Annotated in this window: 17 protein-coding genes and 1 tRNA gene; 7 read left to right on the top strand and 11 right to left on the bottom strand. The window is 46.2% G+C overall.

Features of this window, described 5'->3' with window-relative positions:
- Positions 1-443: 443 nt before the first annotated feature.
- Genes VJB08_07305 through VJB08_07285 form a run of 5 tightly spaced genes read left to right on the top strand, consistent with a single transcriptional unit; the run spans position 444 to position 4668 of the window.
- The gene (locus VJB08_07305; protein ID HLD43761.1) at positions 444-728 is read left to right on the top strand and encodes a thioredoxin domain-containing protein; all 285 of its coding nucleotides are present in this window, start codon (positions 444-446) and stop codon (positions 726-728) included.
- Positions 725-1609 (top strand): lipoyl synthase, encoded by an 885-nt coding sequence (gene lipA / locus VJB08_07300; protein ID HLD43760.1) that lies wholly within the window; start codon positions 725-727, stop codon positions 1607-1609. Before VJB08_07305 ends, lipA begins: the two co-directional genes overlap by 4 nt.
- Complete coding sequence (pdhA, locus tag VJB08_07295) at positions 1606-2631, top strand: pyruvate dehydrogenase (acetyl-transferring) E1 component subunit alpha (GenBank protein HLD43759.1); 1026 nt, start codon at positions 1606-1608, stop codon at positions 2629-2631. The genes lipA and pdhA overlap by 4 nt, the downstream gene beginning before the upstream one ends.
- Before the next feature lies 1 nt (position 2632).
- Complete coding sequence (locus VJB08_07290) at positions 2633-3598, top strand: alpha-ketoacid dehydrogenase subunit beta (protein HLD43758.1); 966 nt, start codon at positions 2633-2635, stop codon at positions 3596-3598.
- Positions 3598-4668: a dihydrolipoamide acetyltransferase family protein gene (locus tag VJB08_07285; protein HLD43757.1), complete on the top strand. Its 1071-nt coding sequence runs from the start codon at positions 3598-3600 to the stop codon at positions 4666-4668. Before VJB08_07290 ends, VJB08_07285 begins: the two co-directional genes overlap by 1 nt.
- 195 nt (positions 4669-4863) lie before the next feature.
- On the opposite strand, the gene VJB08_07280 is transcribed toward VJB08_07285, so the two are convergent.
- The 3 genes from VJB08_07280 to VJB08_07270 are packed head-to-tail and all read right to left on the bottom strand — an operon-like array spanning position 4864 to position 6135.
- Positions 4864-5025, bottom strand: coding sequence for a hypothetical protein (locus VJB08_07280; GenBank protein ID HLD43756.1), 162 nt, complete (start codon positions 5023-5025; stop codon positions 4864-4866).
- Positions 5026-5069: 44 nt separating this feature from the next.
- Positions 5070-5801, bottom strand: coding sequence for a biotin/lipoate A/B protein ligase family protein (locus VJB08_07275; protein HLD43755.1), 732 nt, complete (start codon positions 5799-5801; stop codon positions 5070-5072).
- Positions 5794-6135, bottom strand: coding sequence for a hypothetical protein (locus tag VJB08_07270; protein HLD43754.1), 342 nt, complete (start codon positions 6133-6135; stop codon positions 5794-5796). The genes VJB08_07275 and VJB08_07270 overlap by 8 nt, the downstream gene beginning before the upstream one ends.
- Positions 6136-6256: 121 nt before the next feature.
- On the opposite strand from VJB08_07270, the gene VJB08_07265 reads away from it, so the two are divergent.
- A tRNA-Phe gene (locus tag VJB08_07265) sits at positions 6257-6410 on the top strand.
- Positions 6411-6467: 57 nt separating this feature from the next.
- Here the strand turns inward: VJB08_07265 and VJB08_07260 are convergent.
- From VJB08_07260 to VJB08_07250, 3 genes are all read right to left on the bottom strand, one after another.
- Entirely contained in the window at positions 6468-8636 is a 2169-nt protein-coding gene (locus VJB08_07260) for a hypothetical protein (protein HLD43753.1), read from the bottom strand.
- Positions 8637-8751: 115 nt separating this feature from the next.
- Positions 8752-11016, bottom strand: coding sequence for a type II/IV secretion system ATPase subunit (locus tag VJB08_07255; GenBank protein HLD43752.1), 2265 nt, complete (start codon positions 11014-11016; stop codon positions 8752-8754).
- The gene (locus VJB08_07250) at positions 11016-11150 is read right to left on the bottom strand and encodes a ribbon-helix-helix protein, CopG family (protein ID HLD43751.1); all 135 of its coding nucleotides are present in this window, start codon (positions 11148-11150) and stop codon (positions 11016-11018) included. Before VJB08_07250 ends, VJB08_07255 begins: the two co-directional genes overlap by 1 nt.
- 444 nt (positions 11151-11594) lie before the next feature.
- Between VJB08_07250 and VJB08_07245 the strand changes: the two genes are divergently transcribed.
- Entirely contained in the window at positions 11595-12569 is a 975-nt protein-coding gene (locus tag VJB08_07245; GenBank protein HLD43750.1) for a magnesium transporter, read from the top strand.
- Positions 12570-12588: 19 nt separating this feature from the next.
- Here VJB08_07245 and VJB08_07240 read toward each other — a convergent pair whose 3' ends face one another.
- The 5 genes from VJB08_07240 to VJB08_07220 form a co-directional block, all read right to left on the bottom strand.
- A complete protein-coding gene (locus VJB08_07240; protein ID HLD43749.1) occupies positions 12589-14067 on the bottom strand; it encodes a PQQ-binding-like beta-propeller repeat protein in 1479 nt (492 codons plus the stop codon).
- Entirely contained in the window at positions 14049-15203 is a 1155-nt protein-coding gene (locus VJB08_07235; protein HLD43748.1) for a hypothetical protein, read from the bottom strand. Before VJB08_07235 ends, VJB08_07240 begins: the two co-directional genes overlap by 19 nt.
- Position 15204: 1 nt before the next feature.
- A complete protein-coding gene (locus VJB08_07230; GenBank protein HLD43747.1) occupies positions 15205-15582 on the bottom strand; it encodes a hypothetical protein in 378 nt (125 codons plus the stop codon).
- Positions 15583-15650: 68 nt separating this feature from the next.
- Positions 15651-17894, bottom strand: a complete 2244-nt coding sequence (locus VJB08_07225; protein HLD43746.1) for a hypothetical protein — start codon at positions 17892-17894, stop codon at positions 15651-15653.
- A complete protein-coding gene (locus VJB08_07220; GenBank protein HLD43745.1) occupies positions 17891-19663 on the bottom strand; it encodes a PQQ-binding-like beta-propeller repeat protein in 1773 nt (590 codons plus the stop codon). Before VJB08_07220 ends, VJB08_07225 begins: the two co-directional genes overlap by 4 nt.
- Between the last annotated feature and the right edge of the window lie 209 nt (positions 19664-19872).

Below are 19872 nucleotides of genomic sequence, written 5' to 3'. Positions count from 1 at the left end.
GTTCCATCACAAACACCGTAACGTGCTGACAGGGGGATGTCCCTTACTGGGAAGTCAGCCCTGTTCTGAGAGAATAACAAAGCGAACCGATGGCAATCCGAGCGAAGCGAGAATTTGAACGCAGCCTTAAAGAAGAAGTTCTGCCCCAGCTGTCTGAGGCAGTCCAAAGATTTTACCTCTTCTTTTTCTTTGCTGCCTTTCTCTTTTTTGCCATGCACTTCACCTCTTTAGCAGATTTGCTATTTTTTTACTGATTTTTCTCCTTTAAATACTTTTTGCTTTTTTTGATGAGAAAGTGTAAGCAGAGCAATGCTATGGGAGTTCATGTTCTTCGCCCTTCGGCAAAAAAGAGTTGATTTTTTCAATGGCTGATCTTCTTCCCGTCGATACAATCTGTGCAAAAAGAAAAACAATTAAATAGCCGTGCAAACCTGCTCCGGAGTATGACAAAAGACAGGCTGGTTCAGTTTTCCGGAACTGAATGCGTCCACTGCAGGGAGATGGATCCCATTATCAGGAAAGTTGAGAAGGAGCTGGGCGTGAAGATCCATTACGTCGAGGTCTGGCACAACGAGGAAAATGCGAAGTTCATGGAGTCTGTAGACACCGATGGGCATGGAAAAGTATTCTGCGGAGGAGTGCCCTTGTTCTATAACGAGAAAACAGGAAAAAAGATCTGCGGATCCTGTGATTTTGAGACGCTGAAGAATTGGGCCCTCGGAAAATGAAGCCGAAGATCAGGCTCCCTCTCCTGCAAACATTCAGGGATGTGCAGGAGACAATCCATGCGCAAAAGCTGGTCACGGTCTGCGAGGAGGCCCATTGCCCCAATATCTCTGAATGCTGGAGTGGAGGCACAGCAACATTCATGGTGATGGGCGATGTCTGCACCCGGGGCTGCCGGTTCTGCGCTGTGAAGACTGCAGTCTCCGGGAAGGAATTGGATCCTGAAGAGCCAAGGAGATTAGCCGAGACGATTCATTCATGGGGGCTTACGTATGTTGTTGTCACCTCTGTGGACAGGGACGACCTTCCTGATCAAGGAGCCAGTCATTTTGCCGGATGCGTCAGAGAGATACGGAAATCAAATCCTCAAATCAAGATTGAGGTTCTCATTCCAGACTTTAGGGGAAATCTTGATTGCCTGAACGCTATCATCGCTGCAAATCCCGATGTTATCGCGCATAATATCGAGGTGGTTGAGCGGCTCCAGGCAAAAGTGAGGGACAGGAGGGCGGATTATCGGCAAAGCCTTTTTGTTTTGAGGGCGATAAAGGAGCTTGACGCAACACGGTGCACCAAATCTTCCATCATGGTGGGCTTTGGCGAGAGCACGGAGGAGGTTGTTGCTGCGATGAGGGATTTAAGGAAGAACGGCGTCGATTTCCTGACGATCGGCCAATACCTGAGCCCAGGCTTCAGGCATGCCCCTGTGAGAGAATACGTCGCTCCTGAAAAGTTCTTATTCTATAAGAAAGTGGGAGAGGAGATGGGATTCAGGTATGTCGCCTCCGGTGCATTAGTCAGAAGCTCGTACAGGGCAGGAGAGTATTTTGAGAGAGCAAATAACAATCTTTATAAGAGCCTGGATTCTCATCGTCTCTCATGAAAAAGGCGTTTAGTGAGTTGCAGCTCCTGGATGAGAAAGGAAGAGCGAAAGGCAGTTTTCCCAGGCAACGCGCACAGGAATTCTACGAGAAGATGCTTCTCATTCGCCAGTTTGACCAGAAAGCATTAAGTCTGCAGAGGCAGGGCAGGATAGGAACGTATGCGCAGTACGTTGGAGAGGAGGCTTCCCAAGTCGGCTCTGCTCTGGCGGTTGAGGCAGAAGACTGGGTGTTCCCAAGCTATCGGCAGACCGGCAGCCTGATTGCGATGGGTGTGCCTATGCTGAACTTGTTGAGGTATTGGGGAGGGGATGAACGGGGAAATATCCCTCCAAAAGGGAGGAACATCTTTCCGATATCCATCCCTGTTGGATCACAGATTGCCCTGGCGATGGGCGCAGGGATTGCCCTGAAGATCCAGAAGAAGAAGAGCGCGGTGCTTGCGTATTTTGGAGATGGGGCTACAAGCAGGGGAGACTTCCACGACGGCTTGAACTTTGCGGGAGTCTTCAATGCTCCTGTTGTGTTTTTTTGCGAGAACAACCAGTGGGCGATATCGACAGCCCCGGGCTCCCAGACACACGCAGAAACATTCTGCCAGAAAGCGATTGCCTACGGCATCCAGGGAATCCGGGTTGACGGAAATGATGTGTTCGGAGTCTATAAGGCAACAGCAGACGCATTGGCCAGGGCAAAGCAAGGGAAAGGCCCGACGCTGATTGAGGCAGTTACTTACAGGATGTCTGACCATACAACAAGTGATGATGCGTTTCGGTATCGCTCAAAGGAAGAGGTTGAACACTGGAAAAAGAGAGATCCCATTGAAAGGCTTGAGAGGTTCCAGATGAGCCTGGTTCAGCAGAGAACTGCGATCCTGAAGAAGAACAAAGAGCTGGTTGAAGAGGCAGTGCGCCAGTATGAGAACGACAAATCCTGCCCTGTTGATGATATGTTCCAGTATATGTATAAAGAGATGCCTGAGGAGCTGAGGAAGCAACTTCAATATCTGAAGGGGCTGAAGTGAGATGGAACGAACAATTGTTGAAGCGATCAACCTTGCATTATTCCGGGAGATGAAGAGAGACAAGAATGTTGTTGTCCTTGGAGAGGATGTCGGAAGGAATGGAGGGGTTTTCAGGGTTACTGATGGATTGCAAAAGAAGTTTGGGGAAAACAGGGTGATGGACACTCCGCTGTCTGAGGCAGGGATTGTGGCAGCATCGATCGGAATGGCAGTTGCAGGTTTGCGGCCTGTTGCAGAGATCCAGTTTTCTGGGTTTCTCTACGCAGGCATTGACCACCTGATTTCCCATGCTTCCAGGATCAGGCATCGATCGCGAGGCGCATTCAGCTGCCCTCTGGTTATCAGGACTCCGTATGGAGGGGGGATCAGGGCTTTAGAGCACCATTCAGAAAGCATGGAAGCCTTGTACTGCCATATCCCCGGGCTGAAGGTAGTGGTTCCCTCAACCCCATATGAGGCAAAGGGGCTGTTGGCTGCAGCAATCAGGGATAACGACCCGGTGATTTTCTTCGAGCCGCAGCGGCTGTACCGGCAAATCAAGGAAGAGGTTCCTGACAAGGAGTATGTGATTCCTTTAGGCAAGTGCAAGCTCGCGAGAGAAGGGAAGGATGTTACTATTATTAGCTGGGGAGCGATGCTCCAGGTTGTGAAAGATGCTGCATCCCGCGTTGATATTGATTGTGAGATTGTGAATGTCATGACTCTTAAGCCATTGGATATGCAAACTATTATTAACTCAGTAAAGAAGACAGGAAGGTGCATTATTGTCCATGAAGCTCCCAAGACCTCCGGCTTTGGGGCAGAGATCATTGCAAGGCTGAACGAGGAGATTTTTGGTGAGCTGAAAGCTCCTGTTGAACGGGTTGCCGGGTTTGACACGGTGTTTCCGCTCTATAAGATGGAGAGATTGTATCTTCCGAATGTCGTGCGTGTTGTTGAGGCGATGAAGAGGGTGATGAGCTACTGATGGCATACGAATTCAAGTTCCCGGATGTAGGAGAAGGCATACAGGAAGGAACGATAGTCAAATGGCTGGTCAAGGAGGGGGATGCTGTCGATGCAGATCAGGCCCTGGGAGAGATAGAGACAGACAAGGCCATTGTTGAAATTCCAAGCCCAAAAGCTGGAACCATCATCAGGCTGCATGTCAAAGAAGGAGGGGTCATCAGAGTCGGCCAGACAATGGTTACGATCAAGGAATCAGGCGAAGAGAAGAAGGACGCCGGTACTGTAATCGGGTTCCTGGATGATGGAGAGAAGCAGAAGGCTGAGAAGATTCACATACCAAGAAAGGAAGGAAAGGCAGGGTTGGCAGCTGAGAGCAAGGGCGTCAAGGTTCAGAAGAAATATGACATGTTCGGCTACATTGACAGGGTTCCTTTTTCAGGCATCAGGAAGGCGATTGCAGAGCATATGGCTGAGAGCATCCGCACTACTGCTCAAGTCACGCATATGCAGCAAGCTGATGTTACAAAACTTGCTGTTTTGCGGGAAAAGGAGAAGAAGAAAGCTGAGAGTGAGGATGTGAAACTGACGTATCTTCCTTATGTTGTGAAGGCTGTTGTCGCTGCTTTGAAGAAACATCCCATGCTGAATTCAACCCTTGACGAAGCTGCAGGAGAGATACGGGTTAAGAAATACTACAATATTGGCATCGCTGTTGATGAGGGAGATGGATTAAGGGTTCCGGTTGTCAAGGGAGCTGACCAAAAAGACACCATCACAATTGCCAAAGAGATCCAGAATTTCGCTAAGGTGGGCAAGAAACTCAATCCCATGGACATGAAAGGAGGAAGCTTCACAATCACGAACCTAGGCCATCTTGGAGTAGAATACTTCACGCCTGTCATCAATTATCCTGAAGTGGCAATCTTAGGTATGGGCGATATACAGGACGAGGCTGTTGTGAAGGAAGGAAAGGTTGTTGTACGGAAGATACTGCCGCTTTCCCTCAGCTATGACCACCGCGTTGTTGATGGGAGAGAAGCTGCCTTGTTTATGAAAGATCTTGTTGAGGCTCTTTTTTCTCCTGCCTGAACTTCCAAAGTTCGATTCGCGTGTTTTAATCCTTCCCCTGCTCGGACTGAATCCTGCCGAGACTGCCTGAATTGGCATGGCAGCCTTTGGCGACTGCCTTCAGCCTTATTCCTACCTAGTACTGATCGTCAGAATCGACGTCATCTCCACCACTGTCGTCATCATCATCGTCCAATCTCCATGCTTCCATGCGCTTCACCCCCTTGGTTTTTTCATCAATGGTATGCTCTCTTCAATAAATAGTAGGCTCTCTTCAATAGTATCTGCTCCCGTTGGTGGACATAGAAATCTATTCATCTGAGCTCGCTGCGTTGAAGTTTTTGCATCCCCCGAATCGGCTGCGATAGACAGTAGCATATATATAAAGGTATCTAAAATTTATTTAGAGGTCATATTCAACCTTATCTCAGATAGTTCCACTCCTTTGACTCGTATCTCCTGGCAAGCTCCCGAGCCTTCTTTTTTTCCTCTTCTGAAAGCCTGCCAACCTCCCATTGCTTGCCATCAGTGAATCCGAGGAGCAGCGCATGATAAAGCTCTTCCTTCTCGCGCTGGCAGACCGCCCGAACGCTTGTTACTCTTTCCTTGACACTGGCAATGACCTTATCCCGTATCTTCTCATCAGGCACTCGTAAGAGAGAGAACATCTTGTCCACATCTACATCATAGAGGATAGTGCCGTGCTGGAGCAAAACCTTATTTCGCCTTGTCTGGGCATTGCCCGATATCTTCTTTCCTTGAACAATGACATCGTTGATAGGCTTGAATTCTGCCTGAATCCCAAGTTTTCCAAGGCTCTTAATGATCCACCCGCATATCTCATGATAGCTCTCAGTGATGCCCTGGAACATCGATTCAGGAGCAATGACACTATACGTAATTTCTGCATCATGGTAGACAGCCCCTCCGCCAGTTCGTCTCCGCACAATGTGCATCCCTTTGCACGCTTCCTCATTGACTTCCTGCGAGAGGCTTTGGAAATACCCGATTGATACTGCGCTTGGATCCCATTGATAAAACCGTATTGTTGGCTGGCCTCCGGCTGCCACACTCTCTGTGATTGCCTCATCAATTGCCATGTTCATAAAGGCGTTATGAGTCTCCAGCGGAATGAGCCTCCAGACGCTATTCATGCTCTCCCTCTGCGTTTCCTTCTGGTTTTCCCCCTGCTTTTCTCTCTGCTGCCTCTCTCATACTTACAACAACGAGTCTTGCGATAGCCTCAGTGTTGATTCCAATCATCTGGATTCCCTTTGCTTCCACGACCCGCTCAATAATGCTGGCGTAAAACCGGAGCTCTTTGCCTGAGGGCTGCCCGATAAGGCTCTGCTCAATTGCTGAAAGCTCTTCCTCAGGGTGCAGGAAGAAATCGCCAGTTATGGCAATACGGTTGATCTTTGCATCAAAATCAATAGCAATACGGACAAGCTTTCCTCCCTCAACCTTTTCAAGTGCCGTTCCGTGCATGGTGTGAGAGAAAATCTATAAGAGTATAAAAGAGTTATTGGTTATTTCCTGGGTATTGAAACCCGACCCGTTTGCACAACCAAAACAAATATAAACCGACAGTAACCTTTCCAGCCTTGCTGGGGACGTAGCTCAGACTGGGAGAGCACTACGCTGAAGTGTTTTCGAAGCATCTCGTAATCTTCGATTACGACGAAACGTAGTTGTCCGGAGTTCAAATCTATGGCGGCTTGCCGGAATGGCAGGACCGAATAGTGACCATCTCCGCGTCCCCACTTTTCCTATTTTCTCTTACTCCCTGCCTAAAGGGATTCGATGAAAAGCTGTCGCCCTTACAACCCTGCGATCAGATTCGACATGATGACTCCCGCTATCAGGTTGAACAGGACAGTGATAACGAAGGCGATTGCGCAGTAGATGGCAGTGCTCCTGATCAGGTTGACTCCGAGCAGGTATCTTTCATTGAGCTTATCAGAGCCGTTCTCGATCCCATTGACCAGCACAGTAAGGATATAAATCAGCTCGACGACATAGATCCCAACTACAATCTGGAACCAGTACGTCGGGATTCCTCCCTTAAACAGTCCTGCAAGCGCAGTTGCTCCCTGGCCTGCTGCCTCAGCTCCTCCGATCCTCGGGAGCAGCGTGTCCAGATTCCCGATGATGGCAGTGATCATAGAGGTTATTCCAATCACAATCCCTGAGATTGCAGGCGTCAGGAAGCTGATCTGTGATTTCATTGAGCTGATGATCTCGGCGAGCAGGTCCTGAAGCCGCTCATTGACGGTGTGGATCTCCTTGATATACCTGGAAACATTCACAAGAGCCTGGGCAGCAATCTTTGGGCCCTTCCTGACGCTCTCCACAAGCACCTTCATTGAGCTCTCAATGACGGCCGAGGGATAGGCAGCAAGCGCCCCATGCCTTGGGTCAAAGATTGCCTCTTCCACGCCCATTCCCAACTTCGTGATGTTCATGCTGACGAGCTGGAAAAAATCTCCGGATACCGTGCCTTGCATCGCTGCAGAAACCCGGTCAAATGCTATTTCCGCAGGCAGCCCATCTCCCAATCTGTTGCCGAGCTGGAACAGGCTGGAAGCGAACTCATTCTCAATGCGTTTCGTCTCCTCCCGGATCTTTATCAGGTTCTCGGAGCGGAATTTGAAATACATTCCCAGGCCAAGGCCTAAGCCTAAGGTGAAGAACAAGGAAAGCAGCGTGGCGCCTATCCCGAAGGGGCCGTTTTTTCCAATGACGATATTATTGGCATCTCTTACATCCCTGTACTCCAGGAATCTGAAGCCGTAAGAGGGAATGATGTCATCAGGGATATCCGGATTTGCTGCATGGATCAGCAACGGCAGGATCCCGATGAATACCAGCAGCGTGCCAATGCTCATGGCTACAAAAAACGGGCTTACAAGAACCTCTTTCTTTCCAATCCTGACTGAGATCTTCTTGTACTTTTCAAACTGCGGATCCTTGCCGATATCGGTCTGCCCATATCCTGTAGGCCTGTTTGCGAGGATGGTCTTGCCCAGGTAATAGATGCCAATTGGCAGGAGCACATCATAGAGCACCGCGATATGGTACCATTTGACAGCCTCAAGGAAACTCACGACCAGCGGCAATATGACGAGCCCAAGGATAGGCAGGATGACACCCAGCATATTCAGCATGGTGATTGGGCTCTGCAGGGCGTGCGTATACCTCAGCATCTTTTCATAGGTTCCAGTGAGGATCACATCCAGCGCCTTATCCAAAGACTCCAGGCGCCTTGGCTCATCGCCTTCATACAGTGAGCTCTCAACGAGGTGGAATGACTCGATAAACTCAAAGTTCCACTTCCTCCAGCCTTCCAGATAATTGTCCAGGCTCTCTTTTACAGTATCAAACTCTCCCGTCTCCACATTCCACAACACTTTCTTAAGGTCAAGTGAAAGCGGAGGCATAAGGCGCTCTGAGGCAAAATCAACTGCAAGCTCCAGGTTTGAGGTGTGCCGCATATAGGTGACAACATAGAAGATACACTGCACCATCTGGTTTGATGCTCTCATGCGGAACTGGGAGGCTATAAACATCGGAATCCTCTGCAACGGAGCAATGATGAGGACTCCGCAAAGAAAGAAAAAAAACGTAAAGAAGAGTCCGCCAGTTATGAAAAAGGCCAGGCTTCCCAGCAGGAAGATGGTGAGTATGGAGGAGAGTATAGCAAAGGAGTATGCCCCTGCAGGAGTGATATTCAGATGGGCAATAGAGGCAGCTTCCTGATACTCCTTCTCCTTCTCAGGCTTCAGCTTCAGCTTGAGAATCTGACCCGAGATCTGGCAGAGCTGCTCGTAGATGTTGAGGTTGGCTGGCATGAACTGCTTTCTGAATGCCTGGTATTCCCTTGAGTAGGTGACCTTGGCAGCCTCAGCCTCAGGCTGTCCTGCTGCCTGGCCAAGCTGGTGCTTGATCTTCCCCTGGTACTTTGCTATAAGTGTGTCAACATCAGCCATGGTTTGCTTCTTCTCGTTGTTTGCTTTCTCCGCTTTTTTCTCTGCTTTTCCTGCTTTTTTCTCTGCTCTCCTTTTTCTCCCTTTTCTATATTTGCTCTGCCTTTATTGCTGCGCTTTATTCTGTCTTTTCTGCCTTTATGCTCTTCTTCAGCCATTCGTTCCATTCGAAAAAGATCCTCTGGCTCTCCAGATAGCCTACTTCATCACGGACAGTCGCCGAGATCCTGTGGTATTCATCATTCGATTGGATGACGAATTCCGCCTCAAGCATATCAGGCCTGTGGCTAGCCAGCGCCAGATTCACAATTGTCTCCTTGATCTTCGCCCTGAGCAGGATATTATCCCACACTGCATCCCAGTTTCCTGACCACTCTTTCACATTTCCAGCTATGGCCTTGAGGATATCAGAATCGCCATTTTTAAGGTCAGCAGTCGGCTCAAGCTGGTCAGTCTTTGTATTGTATTTCATGAGGTCAGAAAACCCTCCTTCCTGTAGGGGGTCATCAGTCCAGTGCTTCCTGACTTCAGTGATTGACGTGACCCTCCTCCATCTCTGCAGCCCGTCAGAGCTCCGCAAAGGATTTGCCACAACCACGATGTCTGTTGCCTTGAAGCTTGTCTTCGGAACCTGCAGGTCATTGACAACCCTGTCAAATACGCCGTAGGGAGAATCCCCATGGATCGTTCCTGCAACCACATTGGCTAGAGCTCCAACCCGCATTGCCTCGTACAACGCCCGTGCCTCAACAGAACGCACCTCTCCTACAATTAAGGCAGAATCGCCAAGCCGCAGGGTTGCCCTAATTCCCTCCTCTGCGCTGACCTCGGTAGAGCCGTGGGTCAGGGCAGATACTACTTTCATGGGCTGAATATTATACCCCAACTTTCTCAAAGGAGTCGTAGGAAGCTCGAGAGTGTCCTCGATTGTCAGTATGCGGTATTTCCGCATGATTTCTGTCAGAAGGCTTCCAAGCAGTGCTGTTTTTCCTGCAGAGCGCGTTCCTGCAACAAGCAGCGTCCTTGATCCGTCAATGATGAAGGAGAGAAGCCCGGCAGCAAGCGGCGTCAGCATGCGGTTGTTGATAAAGAGCGGCAATGTCCATGGCCTGTCCCGGTGCCTCCTGAATGCATAGGCAAGGCCGTAGGGATTCAATGGCGGAGCAATCACGCCCACTCGTGCATTGGCTGCAGGCAGGCTGAGGTCTGTATCAAGGATGGGATTTGCCTCATCCAAAGGCCTGCCTGAAAGCATGCGGAGCTTTGACGCCCAGGACTCCGCCTCTCCTACAGTGGGGATGATATTGGTCACGCATTCGTCAAAATCCTCATGCACGAGAAACATCGGAATCTGGCCCATGGGCGCATTGATGGTGATATCCTGGATCTTTTCATCCTGAAGAAGCACCTCAATCAGGCCAAAGCCAACAGTATACCGGACAAGGATTTTCGTCATGCTTTGGATCTCCTTCTCACGCAGGTTCATGTTCCTCTGGCTGGCAAGCTCCTCGATCAGATCATGGCCAACATTCATGAATACCTGCCGCATCCTCTGGGGATCAACAAACTCAGAGCGTGTCGGCTTATGCTCAGCCATGACCTTCCTCGCAGTATCCACGATCTCATACTTCTCCTCGCTCATCTTGAATTCCGGAGGAAGGATATGATACAGGAATTGGATGGTGTTGGGAAGCCTGAAGAGCGTGACCTCAGTATCTTCAACACCATAGCTGGCAAGCTCCTCTCCCTCAACAGGGTAGCTCGCCATCAGCTTCGTGAACATGAAATCTGGCCTGATCGTTGGAGTGAACAGCTTCCTGTAAACAGACCGGTCTCCAACAACATAGCCTGCAAGGTAGGGCTGGGCGAGCTGTATCAGGCTTGTCTGGTCAAGCATCCTAACGATCATGTTGAGTTGCGTCACGATGCGATGCAGCCGATGCGCCTCTAGCTCAGCAGCAGAGTGCTGCATTGAGATGCTCTCCCGCCTGGAAAGCCGCTTGAGCTCCACATACGCTCCCAGGGGATCTGATTTGAGCATGCGATACACCGTATTCTGGATTTCGGCATAGGTCTTTGGGTCTCCGATGCTTTGGTAGGTGATGATCCGCTTCTTGATGATCTGGTTATAGGCCTTCGCAAGGTCCAGGAGCATGAGGGTCTGTGTATAGTCATACTCATAATCCCTCTTCTGGGTGAACACGATCTTGGTGACCGTGCCTGCTTCCATAAGGATGTCAATGGCCTTGGCCATAAGGACAGGATCGTCCTCCAGGGAAGGGCTTCGCAGGTATGCCTCGCAGTCTATCCTGAGGGTCACATCCTCTCCTTCTCTTAACACGTCATACGTGAAAGGCTGCTTGTTTTGGTCCACGAGCGCCATCATGACTCCTTCCTCAGCTGCTCAAGGGCAACTTCAATAAGATGGGACTTGTTGCGGTACCTCTGGCCTTTTGTCTCCCGCTCAATCCACCTGATAAGGTCTTCCTCAATTGTAGCTGAGATTGGTTTTTTCATTATATCGGGTATAGTATAATTCCCATTACATCGATTATATCATGATTTCCCTTATATCGGGTATATTTTAATTATGCCGATGATATTATAATATACATTTTCTAGTAGGAGATATATTTTATAACATATTTAAACCTTTGGGTCAGGGGGTATGTTCACTGGCCAGGGATAGCCACAAAGTTTTTATATAGTAAAGGCAACAAATAATTGAGCATAAAGTATTGCCTTTACATGTCAAAAATCAAAGATTTTTGAGCATGCTCGGAAATTGTAACAATTTATTATACATGTTTGCAATTTCCGACATATTACGAACGGGCAACAATTGCTCAAGTATATTTGCCCGTGAGTATAGCCCCTCTGCCGGAAGAATATGAACGGTCCTCAGGAGCTGAGGGAGTAAGGAAGACACATATAAACAGCTGAAATAGCAGAAGCAAGCACATGGAATACAAAGCAGGTTCAGCAGGACGCCACGCGATTAGCGAGATTGTCAAAGTTAAACGGGACAGCGCAATCAGGGATGTGCTGCGCCTCCTTTCAAAAGAAGGCAATCGGTTCAAGATAATAGACCCCATATACATCGTTGACAAGGGCGAAAAGCTTGTTGGCGTTGTTTCCATCCGGGATATGTTCAGTTACCCGCAGGAAACAAAGGTCGGCAGAATCATGAAGAAGAAGGTGGTGTCTCTTTCTCCAGATGCTGAGGATGAAAAAGCTGCCCATGTAGCCTTGAAATATGGCATCAAGACAATCCCTGTTGTCAAGAACAGGAAGATCCTGGGAGCAATCCCGGCAAATCTGATAACATCCATCCTTAACAGATCGCTGCAGGAGGATATCCTGCATTTTGCAGGAATCCACAAATCCCATCTAAACTATGAGAACACCACAAAAGTTCCGTTGCTTGCTTCTGTCCTTCATCGCCTGCCTTGGTTGATTGTGGGGCTGATAGGCATTATGATTGCAGCCTACTTCATCAACATTTTTGAATCAACCTTGCAGACCTACCTCATCCTTGCATTCTTCATTCCGGCCATCGTGTACATGTCAGATGCCCTTGGAACACAGCATCAAACCCTTTTTGTCAGGGATTTGGCAACTCTGGGGAAGGATCTCAATCTCGGCCAGTACTTCCTCAAGCAAACAGTGATTGCAGGCATCTTGGCGGTGTTAATAAGCAGTTTAACCATGGTAGGAATTTTCCTATTTTGGAATGCCCCATTTACCGGATTTGTCATATCCATCTCGCTGTTTATTGCATTGATGGTCACAAACTTTACTTCGTTAGTCACAACCCTGATTATCTATAAGATGGGGCATGATCCTGCATTGGGAAGCGGCCCTCTTGCGACAGTGATCTCTGATTTGACATCCATTGTTATTTACTTTCTTATTGCATCGTGGCTGCTGTTATAGGGGCAGTAAGCACGCTTTTTCATTGCCACGTATTTTCATGCCAAAGCGACTCCTCCCCACCATCTGAGAAGGCAATAATGGCTGGCGTGCTCGGCTTAAAGTTATCTTCTACCAGCCTGTTAGGCACGATTAAGATCCCATTTGCCAAAGCAGCTGAAGAGCCGCCAAGCTTCTCTTTCCATACTATATCTCCATTTTCTGCATTAAAGCTGTAGAAGTATCCATCACCGCCTTCACCAACGCCAAAATAAACTTTATTGTCTGCCAAGACAGACGAAGAATCTGCGTTTGCCTTGCCAAAGTCATATTTCCACATGACCTTGCCATCTTTCTGGTCCAGAGCAAAGAATTTTCCTTCATAGGTACCAATAAATACCTTGCCATAGCCTAAAGCTGCGGCAGCCGATACGCCAATTAATTCTCCTGTTCCGGAAGCAATCTTGTTTTTCCAGATTAAGCTGCCATCGTTTGCATCTAAAGCATAGAAATAGCCGTTTTCCGAGCCGACATAAACGACATCTTCCAAAACAGCAGGGGTAGAATGAATCAGATTTAATTTTCCTTGGATATAATCTACTTTAAACCTCCACAACTCTTTTCCTGTTTCTGCATCCAGGGCATAGAGATGGCTTGGATTTGCATTGCTTCTTTGCGACCCTTCTGTTCCCACAAAGATTTTTCCATCGCTGTAAGCAGGCGAAGAATGAACGACCTCTGCATCCTCCAGATATTTCTTCCAGATGAGATTTCCATGAGCTTCATCAAGCGCATAGATGGTTCCAGAATCATCTCCGACAAAGAGTTTATTTTCCGCAAACAAAGGCAGGGAATGCGAGATGCCTTTTTGAGTCTGGTATTTCCATAAAAACTCTCCCGTACCCGCATCCAATGCATAAACAAATCCTGCAGGAAGATTATCCAGGTTATCGCCGGCATTAACGCTTGCAAAAAGCTTTCCCTTGCCTGCTGCCAGACCCCTTGGAAAGAACTTCCTTATTTCTCCGGCATAAGACCATATTTTTTTGCCTGTTTTCAAGTCTAATGCAAATATATCTTCTGGAGCGATAAAGACCATGCCATTATCAATGATGGGCCAGTTTGCCTCAAAGTTGCCATCATAGCCTATTTGCTCGAAATCGCCAACAGTCCATTTCCACAGGACAGTGGGCTTCGATGGTGCTTTTGATTCAGAGAAGCCTGTCCTTGCATTGCTGCCGTGGAACGCTAGCCAGTTTGTTTGTGTTTCTTTCGGCTTTTCTTCGAGTATCTCCGATTTTTGGGTTTCTTCTGTTTCTGTTTCCTGCGCCTCAGTTGTTTCGTTTATTTTTCCAACTTCTGTTCCCTCTTGTGGCTGCGCTACTGGCTGTTCTTTTTGTACTTCTGTTTTTGGCTCCTCCTTTATTTCTTTAGCGCAACCTACAATAAAAATTATTAAAACAAGCAAAAATAAAATTAATAAAACTCCTAATTTTTTCATATTCATTCTACTTGCCTGCATTTTAAGGGTATTCTATCATAAATTTTTGAATACTCTCCTGGCTTTGGAGGGCTTTTTTGTCCTGCTTTAAATCTTGTGAAAAATATTTTTGAAGCGCCTGCATTTAATGCCCCTTCTGCAGATGCTTCAACTTGGGACTCAGAACCGTATTCTGCTTCTGTCACCCAGATTGGTTTGTTAATATTTTTCTCCTGCATAAGCTTTTTGAAATCCTTTACATTCAACGTATTTAAATCTCTTGAATTGATATAGTGAATATTTGCTATATCAAAATAATCCGCTCCGCCTAATTCAAAAATTTTTCTCCAGTAAGCAAGCATATTAGGCATTATACCTGCTGCGCCGCCCTGAACAACTTTGCAGTCTGCACAAGCCAGTTTTATTGCTTCATTGCTGAGTTTTAAAATCTGAACATATTCTTCTTCTGTCCCTTTATAAAAGGTTAAATCAGGCTCTTTCATTTCAGGCTCATTTAAGATTTCATAATACTTTATTGGAATTATTAAATTAGGCATATCATCAATTCCATCGCCATCGTATCTCTCCACGAGCTCTGAAAGGAAATTTTTGTAGTCTTCAAGATTGCAGGGAGCGCATCTCGATTTGGGTATTCCGCCTATTTTACCCCAGGGATAGAATTGGTCTCCAGATGGCACTTCACAGCTGGAAGAACGACACTGCTTTTGATCCCACTCAGCGTAAGGCCATATTGTGGCAAGGATCGCCACCTTATTCTCTTGCGCTTTTTTTATCCACTCATCTACGGGAATAAAATCAAATTCTCCTTTTTTTGGCTCTATCCATCCCCAGGCAAATGGTCCTGAGTGAGGTCTGGCCCATGCTGCTCCTATTAAACTAATCAATTCTGCCTCTTGCGGGGTCCCAGTAAGAAAACCTATACAATTCTCTTCAATATCCGCGGGAATACTGACTGATTCTATTTTTTCTTCTGGCATTTTTTCTTCTGGCCTTTCTTTGATTATTTCTTTCTCTGGCTCTTTTTCCTCCGCAATGAGCGGAGGCCCTGTTTTTACCGCTTCTTCAGATGGTTTTTCTTCTTTAATTTTTTCTATTTTTCCAGCACAGCCAATAAGAAAAATTGATAAAATAAGCAAAACTGATATTATTTTTTTCATTTCATAGCCACCGAGCTTCCTTTCTAACTTCTGAATTATTCTTTAACTGAATAAAGAGAAGCCCAAGAACGACAACAATGACCATAACCAAAAAGCTTCCATACAGAAACCTGTTTAAGAGATGCAGGATATATTGCTCAACAGTAGGGTCTGAGTAAGGGAATAAAAATACCCTAAAGACAAAGGCCTTGAGCCCGTGGATGATAAAAGAATATAAAACTCCCAAAACCAGGACATTCTTAAAATTAAAATCATAAAGCACGGTAAGCTTAACTACTGACAAAGCCACCATAAGGGCCCATAAAGCCTGGGTTAAGTTTAAGGCAAAAGGAAACCTGTCAGATAAATGCAGCGCCACATAGTATTGCAACGCTACCACTAAAACTGCTCCCACTATATAATACCAAATTGGCAAAATGTATTCTTTCAAGGTTTTTCCAAATATTTTCATTTTTCAACACTAAACCTTAATAACCTATTCGAAAATTTCATCTCTCCTACCCAGAGATAGCTTCCATCAAAGCTAAGATAATGTGGCATAAAAAGCCCATCTTTAGAATTAGTTTTGTATTGGCTTACAAAATCCGGCTGGCCTAAAACAATGTCAGGCTCTTCTAGCCCATTCTCAGGGAAAGAATTCCAGATAAGCACCCTATTATTTCCATCAGCAACAAACAGGCTATTGTTATATGCATAAACTCCTGCAGGCATGCTTAACTTAGCAGTTGGTGGCAAGTCAGCAATATTTTCTGAATGATTGATGATTTTTATTTCAAAATCTGCTGACTGCTGGCTTCTTGTGGGCAATTCCTTCCATACCAATACCCTGTTATTGGAATGATCGGCAACTACCAACTTTTTTCCATCAGTAGATATCTGCACTGGATGTGAGAGTTGGTTAAGCGCACCGCCTTCGGAATTCGTTTCAAAATCTGGCTGGCCTAAAACAAAATCTGGAAGGGCCTGATTAGCAACTGGTATTTGATTCCAGACAAGAATGCGGTTGTTGTCGCTGTCGCTTACAAATAGATTTGTACCATCAGTTGTAACACCCATAGGGCCATTGAAACTATACTTCCCTATCCCATGTCTGTATTGTGATAAATCAGTTGTCTGCCCAAGGATAATATCAGGTAACTGATTATTCTTCTCCGGGATATTATTCCAAATTAAAATCTTACCCGATCCCCTGGCAGCAATAATCAACCTTTTTCCATCACTTGTTATTTGTCCGCAATCACCGAGTTCTGCTCCGCTCCAATTTGATATGACTATGTCTGCTTTTGCTTTGCTTTCATCAGGAATCTGCCTGTAAATTGCTAACCCTAGGCGTGAACCAGAACACACAAAAAGCTGTTTGCCATTTGAATATGGAAACGGGTTAGGAAAACTATTTTTTGAAGAGAAAATGTCAATGCCAAAATCCGGCTGGCCTAAAATCAAATCTGATTTGGCATCCACTTCGGCTGGAACTTTATTAAAGATCAAGACTCTATTTTGATAGGTGTCAGCCACAAATAATCTTTGTCCATCACTAGCAACACCTTCGGGTGCTGACAGCCCGCCACGTTCTAAGCTCGGGTCTAATTTTCCTATGCGAAAATCTTCTTTCTGGTTTTCATCCATAGGCAAGTTGTTCCATACAAAAACCTGGTGGCTACTCGTGACAAACAATTTGCCGTTATCAATTGTTAAACCTGCCACCATACCAGTCGGCTCATCTGGAAGACGCTTTGGGTAGGTAACAAAATCTGCAGGCTGGCCATTTTCCGTTGGAAAGCTCTTCCACACGTACATCCCGTATCCGCCATACATTCCTATCGCTAGATATTCCCCATTAGAAGTTATACTTCTAGGTGTCATCAGTGAAACCAAAGGAATGGGCCAATTAACTAGTTCGTTTTTGTCTCTGAAGCGAGTCTGAAAATCCGGCTGGCCTAAAATCAGATCAGCAGGCTGATTGTTTTCTTCTGGAAAAGAATTCCAGATCAAAACAGAGCTGTCTGTTGTACTTGCAATCGCCACTCTTTTCCCATCGGTCCAAACGTCCCATGGCCAGTTAATCTCCTTTCTGGGGTCTTTTGTGCTTGGCTCTTTCTTCCTTTGGGCCTCCCAATCGAGATATCTCGACCAACTATCAAAATCAGGGGCTCCTAAAACAAAATCTGCGGGCTGACCATTACTTGTAGGAAATTCACTCCAGATTAATACCCTATCATTATTTGCGTCTGCCACCAACAATCTCTCCCCATCTGTTGCCACACCAATTGGCCAGTTCATCCCACTTGCTCCCAATTTTCCTATATTCGAACTAAAATCAGGCTGCCCTAATACTAAATCTGGTGCTTGATCAGTCTTTGTAGGAATTTCATTCCAGATTAAAACACGGTGATTCCATGTGTCAGAAACAATCAATTTCTTACCGTCTGTAGCAACTTTACTAGGATGATTCAAGACTAGAGGACCGCCACTTTCGTTAAATCCGGTTGCATACAAAACAATATCCGCTTCCTGTCCTGTTCTAAACCAGCCGGTAGGTTTTTCTGTCACGTATTTATAAGTAGGTTCTGATGGTTTTATTTCTTCCTTTAGTTCTTTTACTAATATTTCTTTGGTTGATTCTTCAATTTCTTTAGTGCAACCACTAACCAAAATAGCGAAAATCAATACCATTAAAATTATTTTTCTCACTTTCCAAACAGTCCTCTGAAAAACCCAATTATCTTCTCAAATAAACTCTTCTCTTCGTTTGGTTCGATGCCCTCCCGTTTAATGTCTGCCTGTTTGGTGTCTCCCTTTTTGCCGTCATTCTCTCCTTCAGAAATATCCTCTACAAGGTTACAGTCTTCACCGCAACAATCATTTGGACAACGTTCATAAGTTTCTGCACCTTCGCAAATCCCATCCCCGCAAATTGCTTCTTTTTCAAAAGTTTCTTTTTCTCCTTCAGAATTTTTTCCAACGCCTTCCCCATTGCCTTCAATCTCTTCTTTTATACGTTTTTCCGGATTATAGATTGGATGATGCCCTTCGGACATATAGCTGGTGGCGCCAGTTCCAGCCACAATATAGCTGCCATCGGCAGAGACTGCAACAGCATCGACCCAGGAATCTGCTTTATAACCCCATAACGGAACATTGCTTTCTTTAGAGAAGAGATAGACCTTTTTATCCTTGCTTCCCGCAGCGATGTAATTCCCATCTTGCGAGATAGAAACAGAACCGACCCTTTCACCAGCCTCAAACTTCCATAGTGGCTCGTCGTTATCCCTGTCAATTAAATACACATTGTGGTCTCCGCTTCCAGCAACGATGTATTTGCCGTTAGAGGATATGTCTACAGAGCGGACCCACCAATCCGTTGTCCAGGTTTTTAGAGGAGTATTTTTATCATTTGAGAAAAGAAAAATTGAAGTGTAGGTATCTGCGCTGTCCAATCCGTAGACACTATATCTTCCATCTCTGGACATTGCAGCAGTCCAGACTGGCGCATCGGGGCTCGTCTTGTGTTTCGTTAAGGGAAGATTGCTTTCCTTTGAAAAGAGGTAGGCTATCTCTTCAGGAGAATGAGAGCCAGCAGCAACGAGGCTGCCATCAGAAGAAACCGACAAGCCATGCACATCCGATGTTGCATGGTATTTCCAAAGCGGCCTATTGCTTTTCTTAGAAAAGAAGATAAGCTCGTCGCTGAATGAGGTTCCAATAGCAAGATATTCACCATCAGCTGAAATAGAAACTGCATAGACTCCACTGGCGTCTTTGCTTGTCCATACGGATTTTCCATCGCCTGAAAAGAGCGTTAGAGACCCACGACAGCCGCCAGCGATAGAGCCTCCATCAGCAGAGATATCAACCCAACCGCCTCCGCCAGAAGGGTCTTCTTCTCCGGTCTCGCATTGATGCCCCCATAACGGCTGATCGCCATCCTTAGAAAAAAAGTAGATATAATCATTTGTTTTCACTGCAATGCTGCTGCCATCATCTGAAATGACTGCATTTTGCACCTGGTTTTTTCCAATATCATAACTCCAAAGCGGCTCATTAGTTTCTCTGGAGAAAAAATAGATCTTGTTGCTTTCCAACTTTTCAGAAACGATATTGACCGGAGCCAGAGTGCCGCCATACCAAGGCAGTTGAGCAGTCTCTTTTCCATCGCTTGCTTCAAAGCGATAGTCAAAACTATCATCTTGTTTCCAGCTGAATTCATATACAGATCCGGTCTTATAATCTCCGCTTATCTTCCTCATCTCTCTTGCTTCCTTCCCGGTAAAGATAATCCTCACATATTCCGGAGCATCACCATCTTCATCGATATACGTAACTTGGTAAACAATAAGATCGCCAGGCGCAGCGACAGGCGGTTCTGCGTGCCCTTCTGTTAATTCTGGAGGGAAATTAGCAAAGGCAAGAGAAGGCCCTAACAGCAGAAATAGAATTCCAAAGATTGATATTCTTTTCACCATGCGCCCTTCCGCGTATATCTTGATATTGATATGGGGGAAACCAGTATTTAATAGTTCCTAATGATTAGTATAAGACAAAAATAACGCATAGTTTATATAGTATCTGTGTTTTCTTGTTTGCATGTTAAACCTTCAAACACGCGAACTTGTCCTTAAGTGGGCAAACCAAGGGAAAACACAACAGGAAATCGCTGACTTGGCAGGAT

The organism is Candidatus Nanoarchaeia archaeon, assembly GCA_035290625.1.
In the GTDB taxonomy this organism is placed as follows: Archaea; Nanobdellota; Nanobdellia; order Woesearchaeales; family DATDTY01; genus DATDTY01.
The sequence above is the reverse complement of the archived record's forward strand: the minus strand, read 5'-3'. Positions and strand labels throughout refer to the sequence as shown.

Excerpts from the sequence above, each read along its gene's own strand:
- VJB08_07305 (HLD43761.1), top strand. The coding sequence starts at position 444 with ATGACAAAAGACAGGCTGGTTCAGTTTTCCGGAACTGAATGCGTCCAC.
- lipA (HLD43760.1), top strand. The coding sequence starts at position 725 with ATGAAGCCGAAGATCAGGCTCCCTCTCCTGCAAACATTCAGGGATGTG.
- pdhA (HLD43759.1), top strand. The coding sequence starts at position 1,606 with ATGAAAAAGGCGTTTAGTGAGTTGCAGCTCCTGGATGAGAAAGGAAGA.
- VJB08_07290 (HLD43758.1), top strand. The coding sequence starts at position 2,633 with ATGGAACGAACAATTGTTGAAGCGATCAACCTTGCATTATTCCGGGAG.
- VJB08_07285 (HLD43757.1), top strand. The coding sequence starts at position 3,598 with ATGGCATACGAATTCAAGTTCCCGGATGTAGGAGAAGGCATACAGGAA.
- VJB08_07280 (HLD43756.1), bottom strand. The coding sequence starts at position 5,025 with ATGCTACTGTCTATCGCAGCCGATTCGGGGGATGCAAAAACTTCAACG.
- VJB08_07275 (HLD43755.1), bottom strand. The coding sequence starts at position 5,801 with ATGAATAGCGTCTGGAGGCTCATTCCGCTGGAGACTCATAACGCCTTT.
- VJB08_07270 (HLD43754.1), bottom strand. The coding sequence starts at position 6,135 with ATGCACGGAACGGCACTTGAAAAGGTTGAGGGAGGAAAGCTTGTCCGT.
- VJB08_07260 (HLD43753.1), bottom strand. The coding sequence starts at position 8,636 with ATGGCTGATGTTGACACACTTATAGCAAAGTACCAGGGGAAGATCAAG.
- VJB08_07255 (HLD43752.1), bottom strand. The coding sequence starts at position 11,016 with ATGGCGCTCGTGGACCAAAACAAGCAGCCTTTCACGTATGACGTGTTA.
- VJB08_07250 (HLD43751.1), bottom strand. The coding sequence starts at position 11,150 with ATGAAAAAACCAATCTCAGCTACAATTGAGGAAGACCTTATCAGGTGG.
- VJB08_07245 (HLD43750.1), top strand. The coding sequence starts at position 11,595 with ATGGAATACAAAGCAGGTTCAGCAGGACGCCACGCGATTAGCGAGATT.
- VJB08_07240 (HLD43749.1), bottom strand. The coding sequence starts at position 14,067 with ATGCAGGCAAGTAGAATGAATATGAAAAAATTAGGAGTTTTATTAATT.
- VJB08_07235 (HLD43748.1), bottom strand. The coding sequence starts at position 15,203 with ATGAAAAAAATAATATCAGTTTTGCTTATTTTATCAATTTTTCTTATT.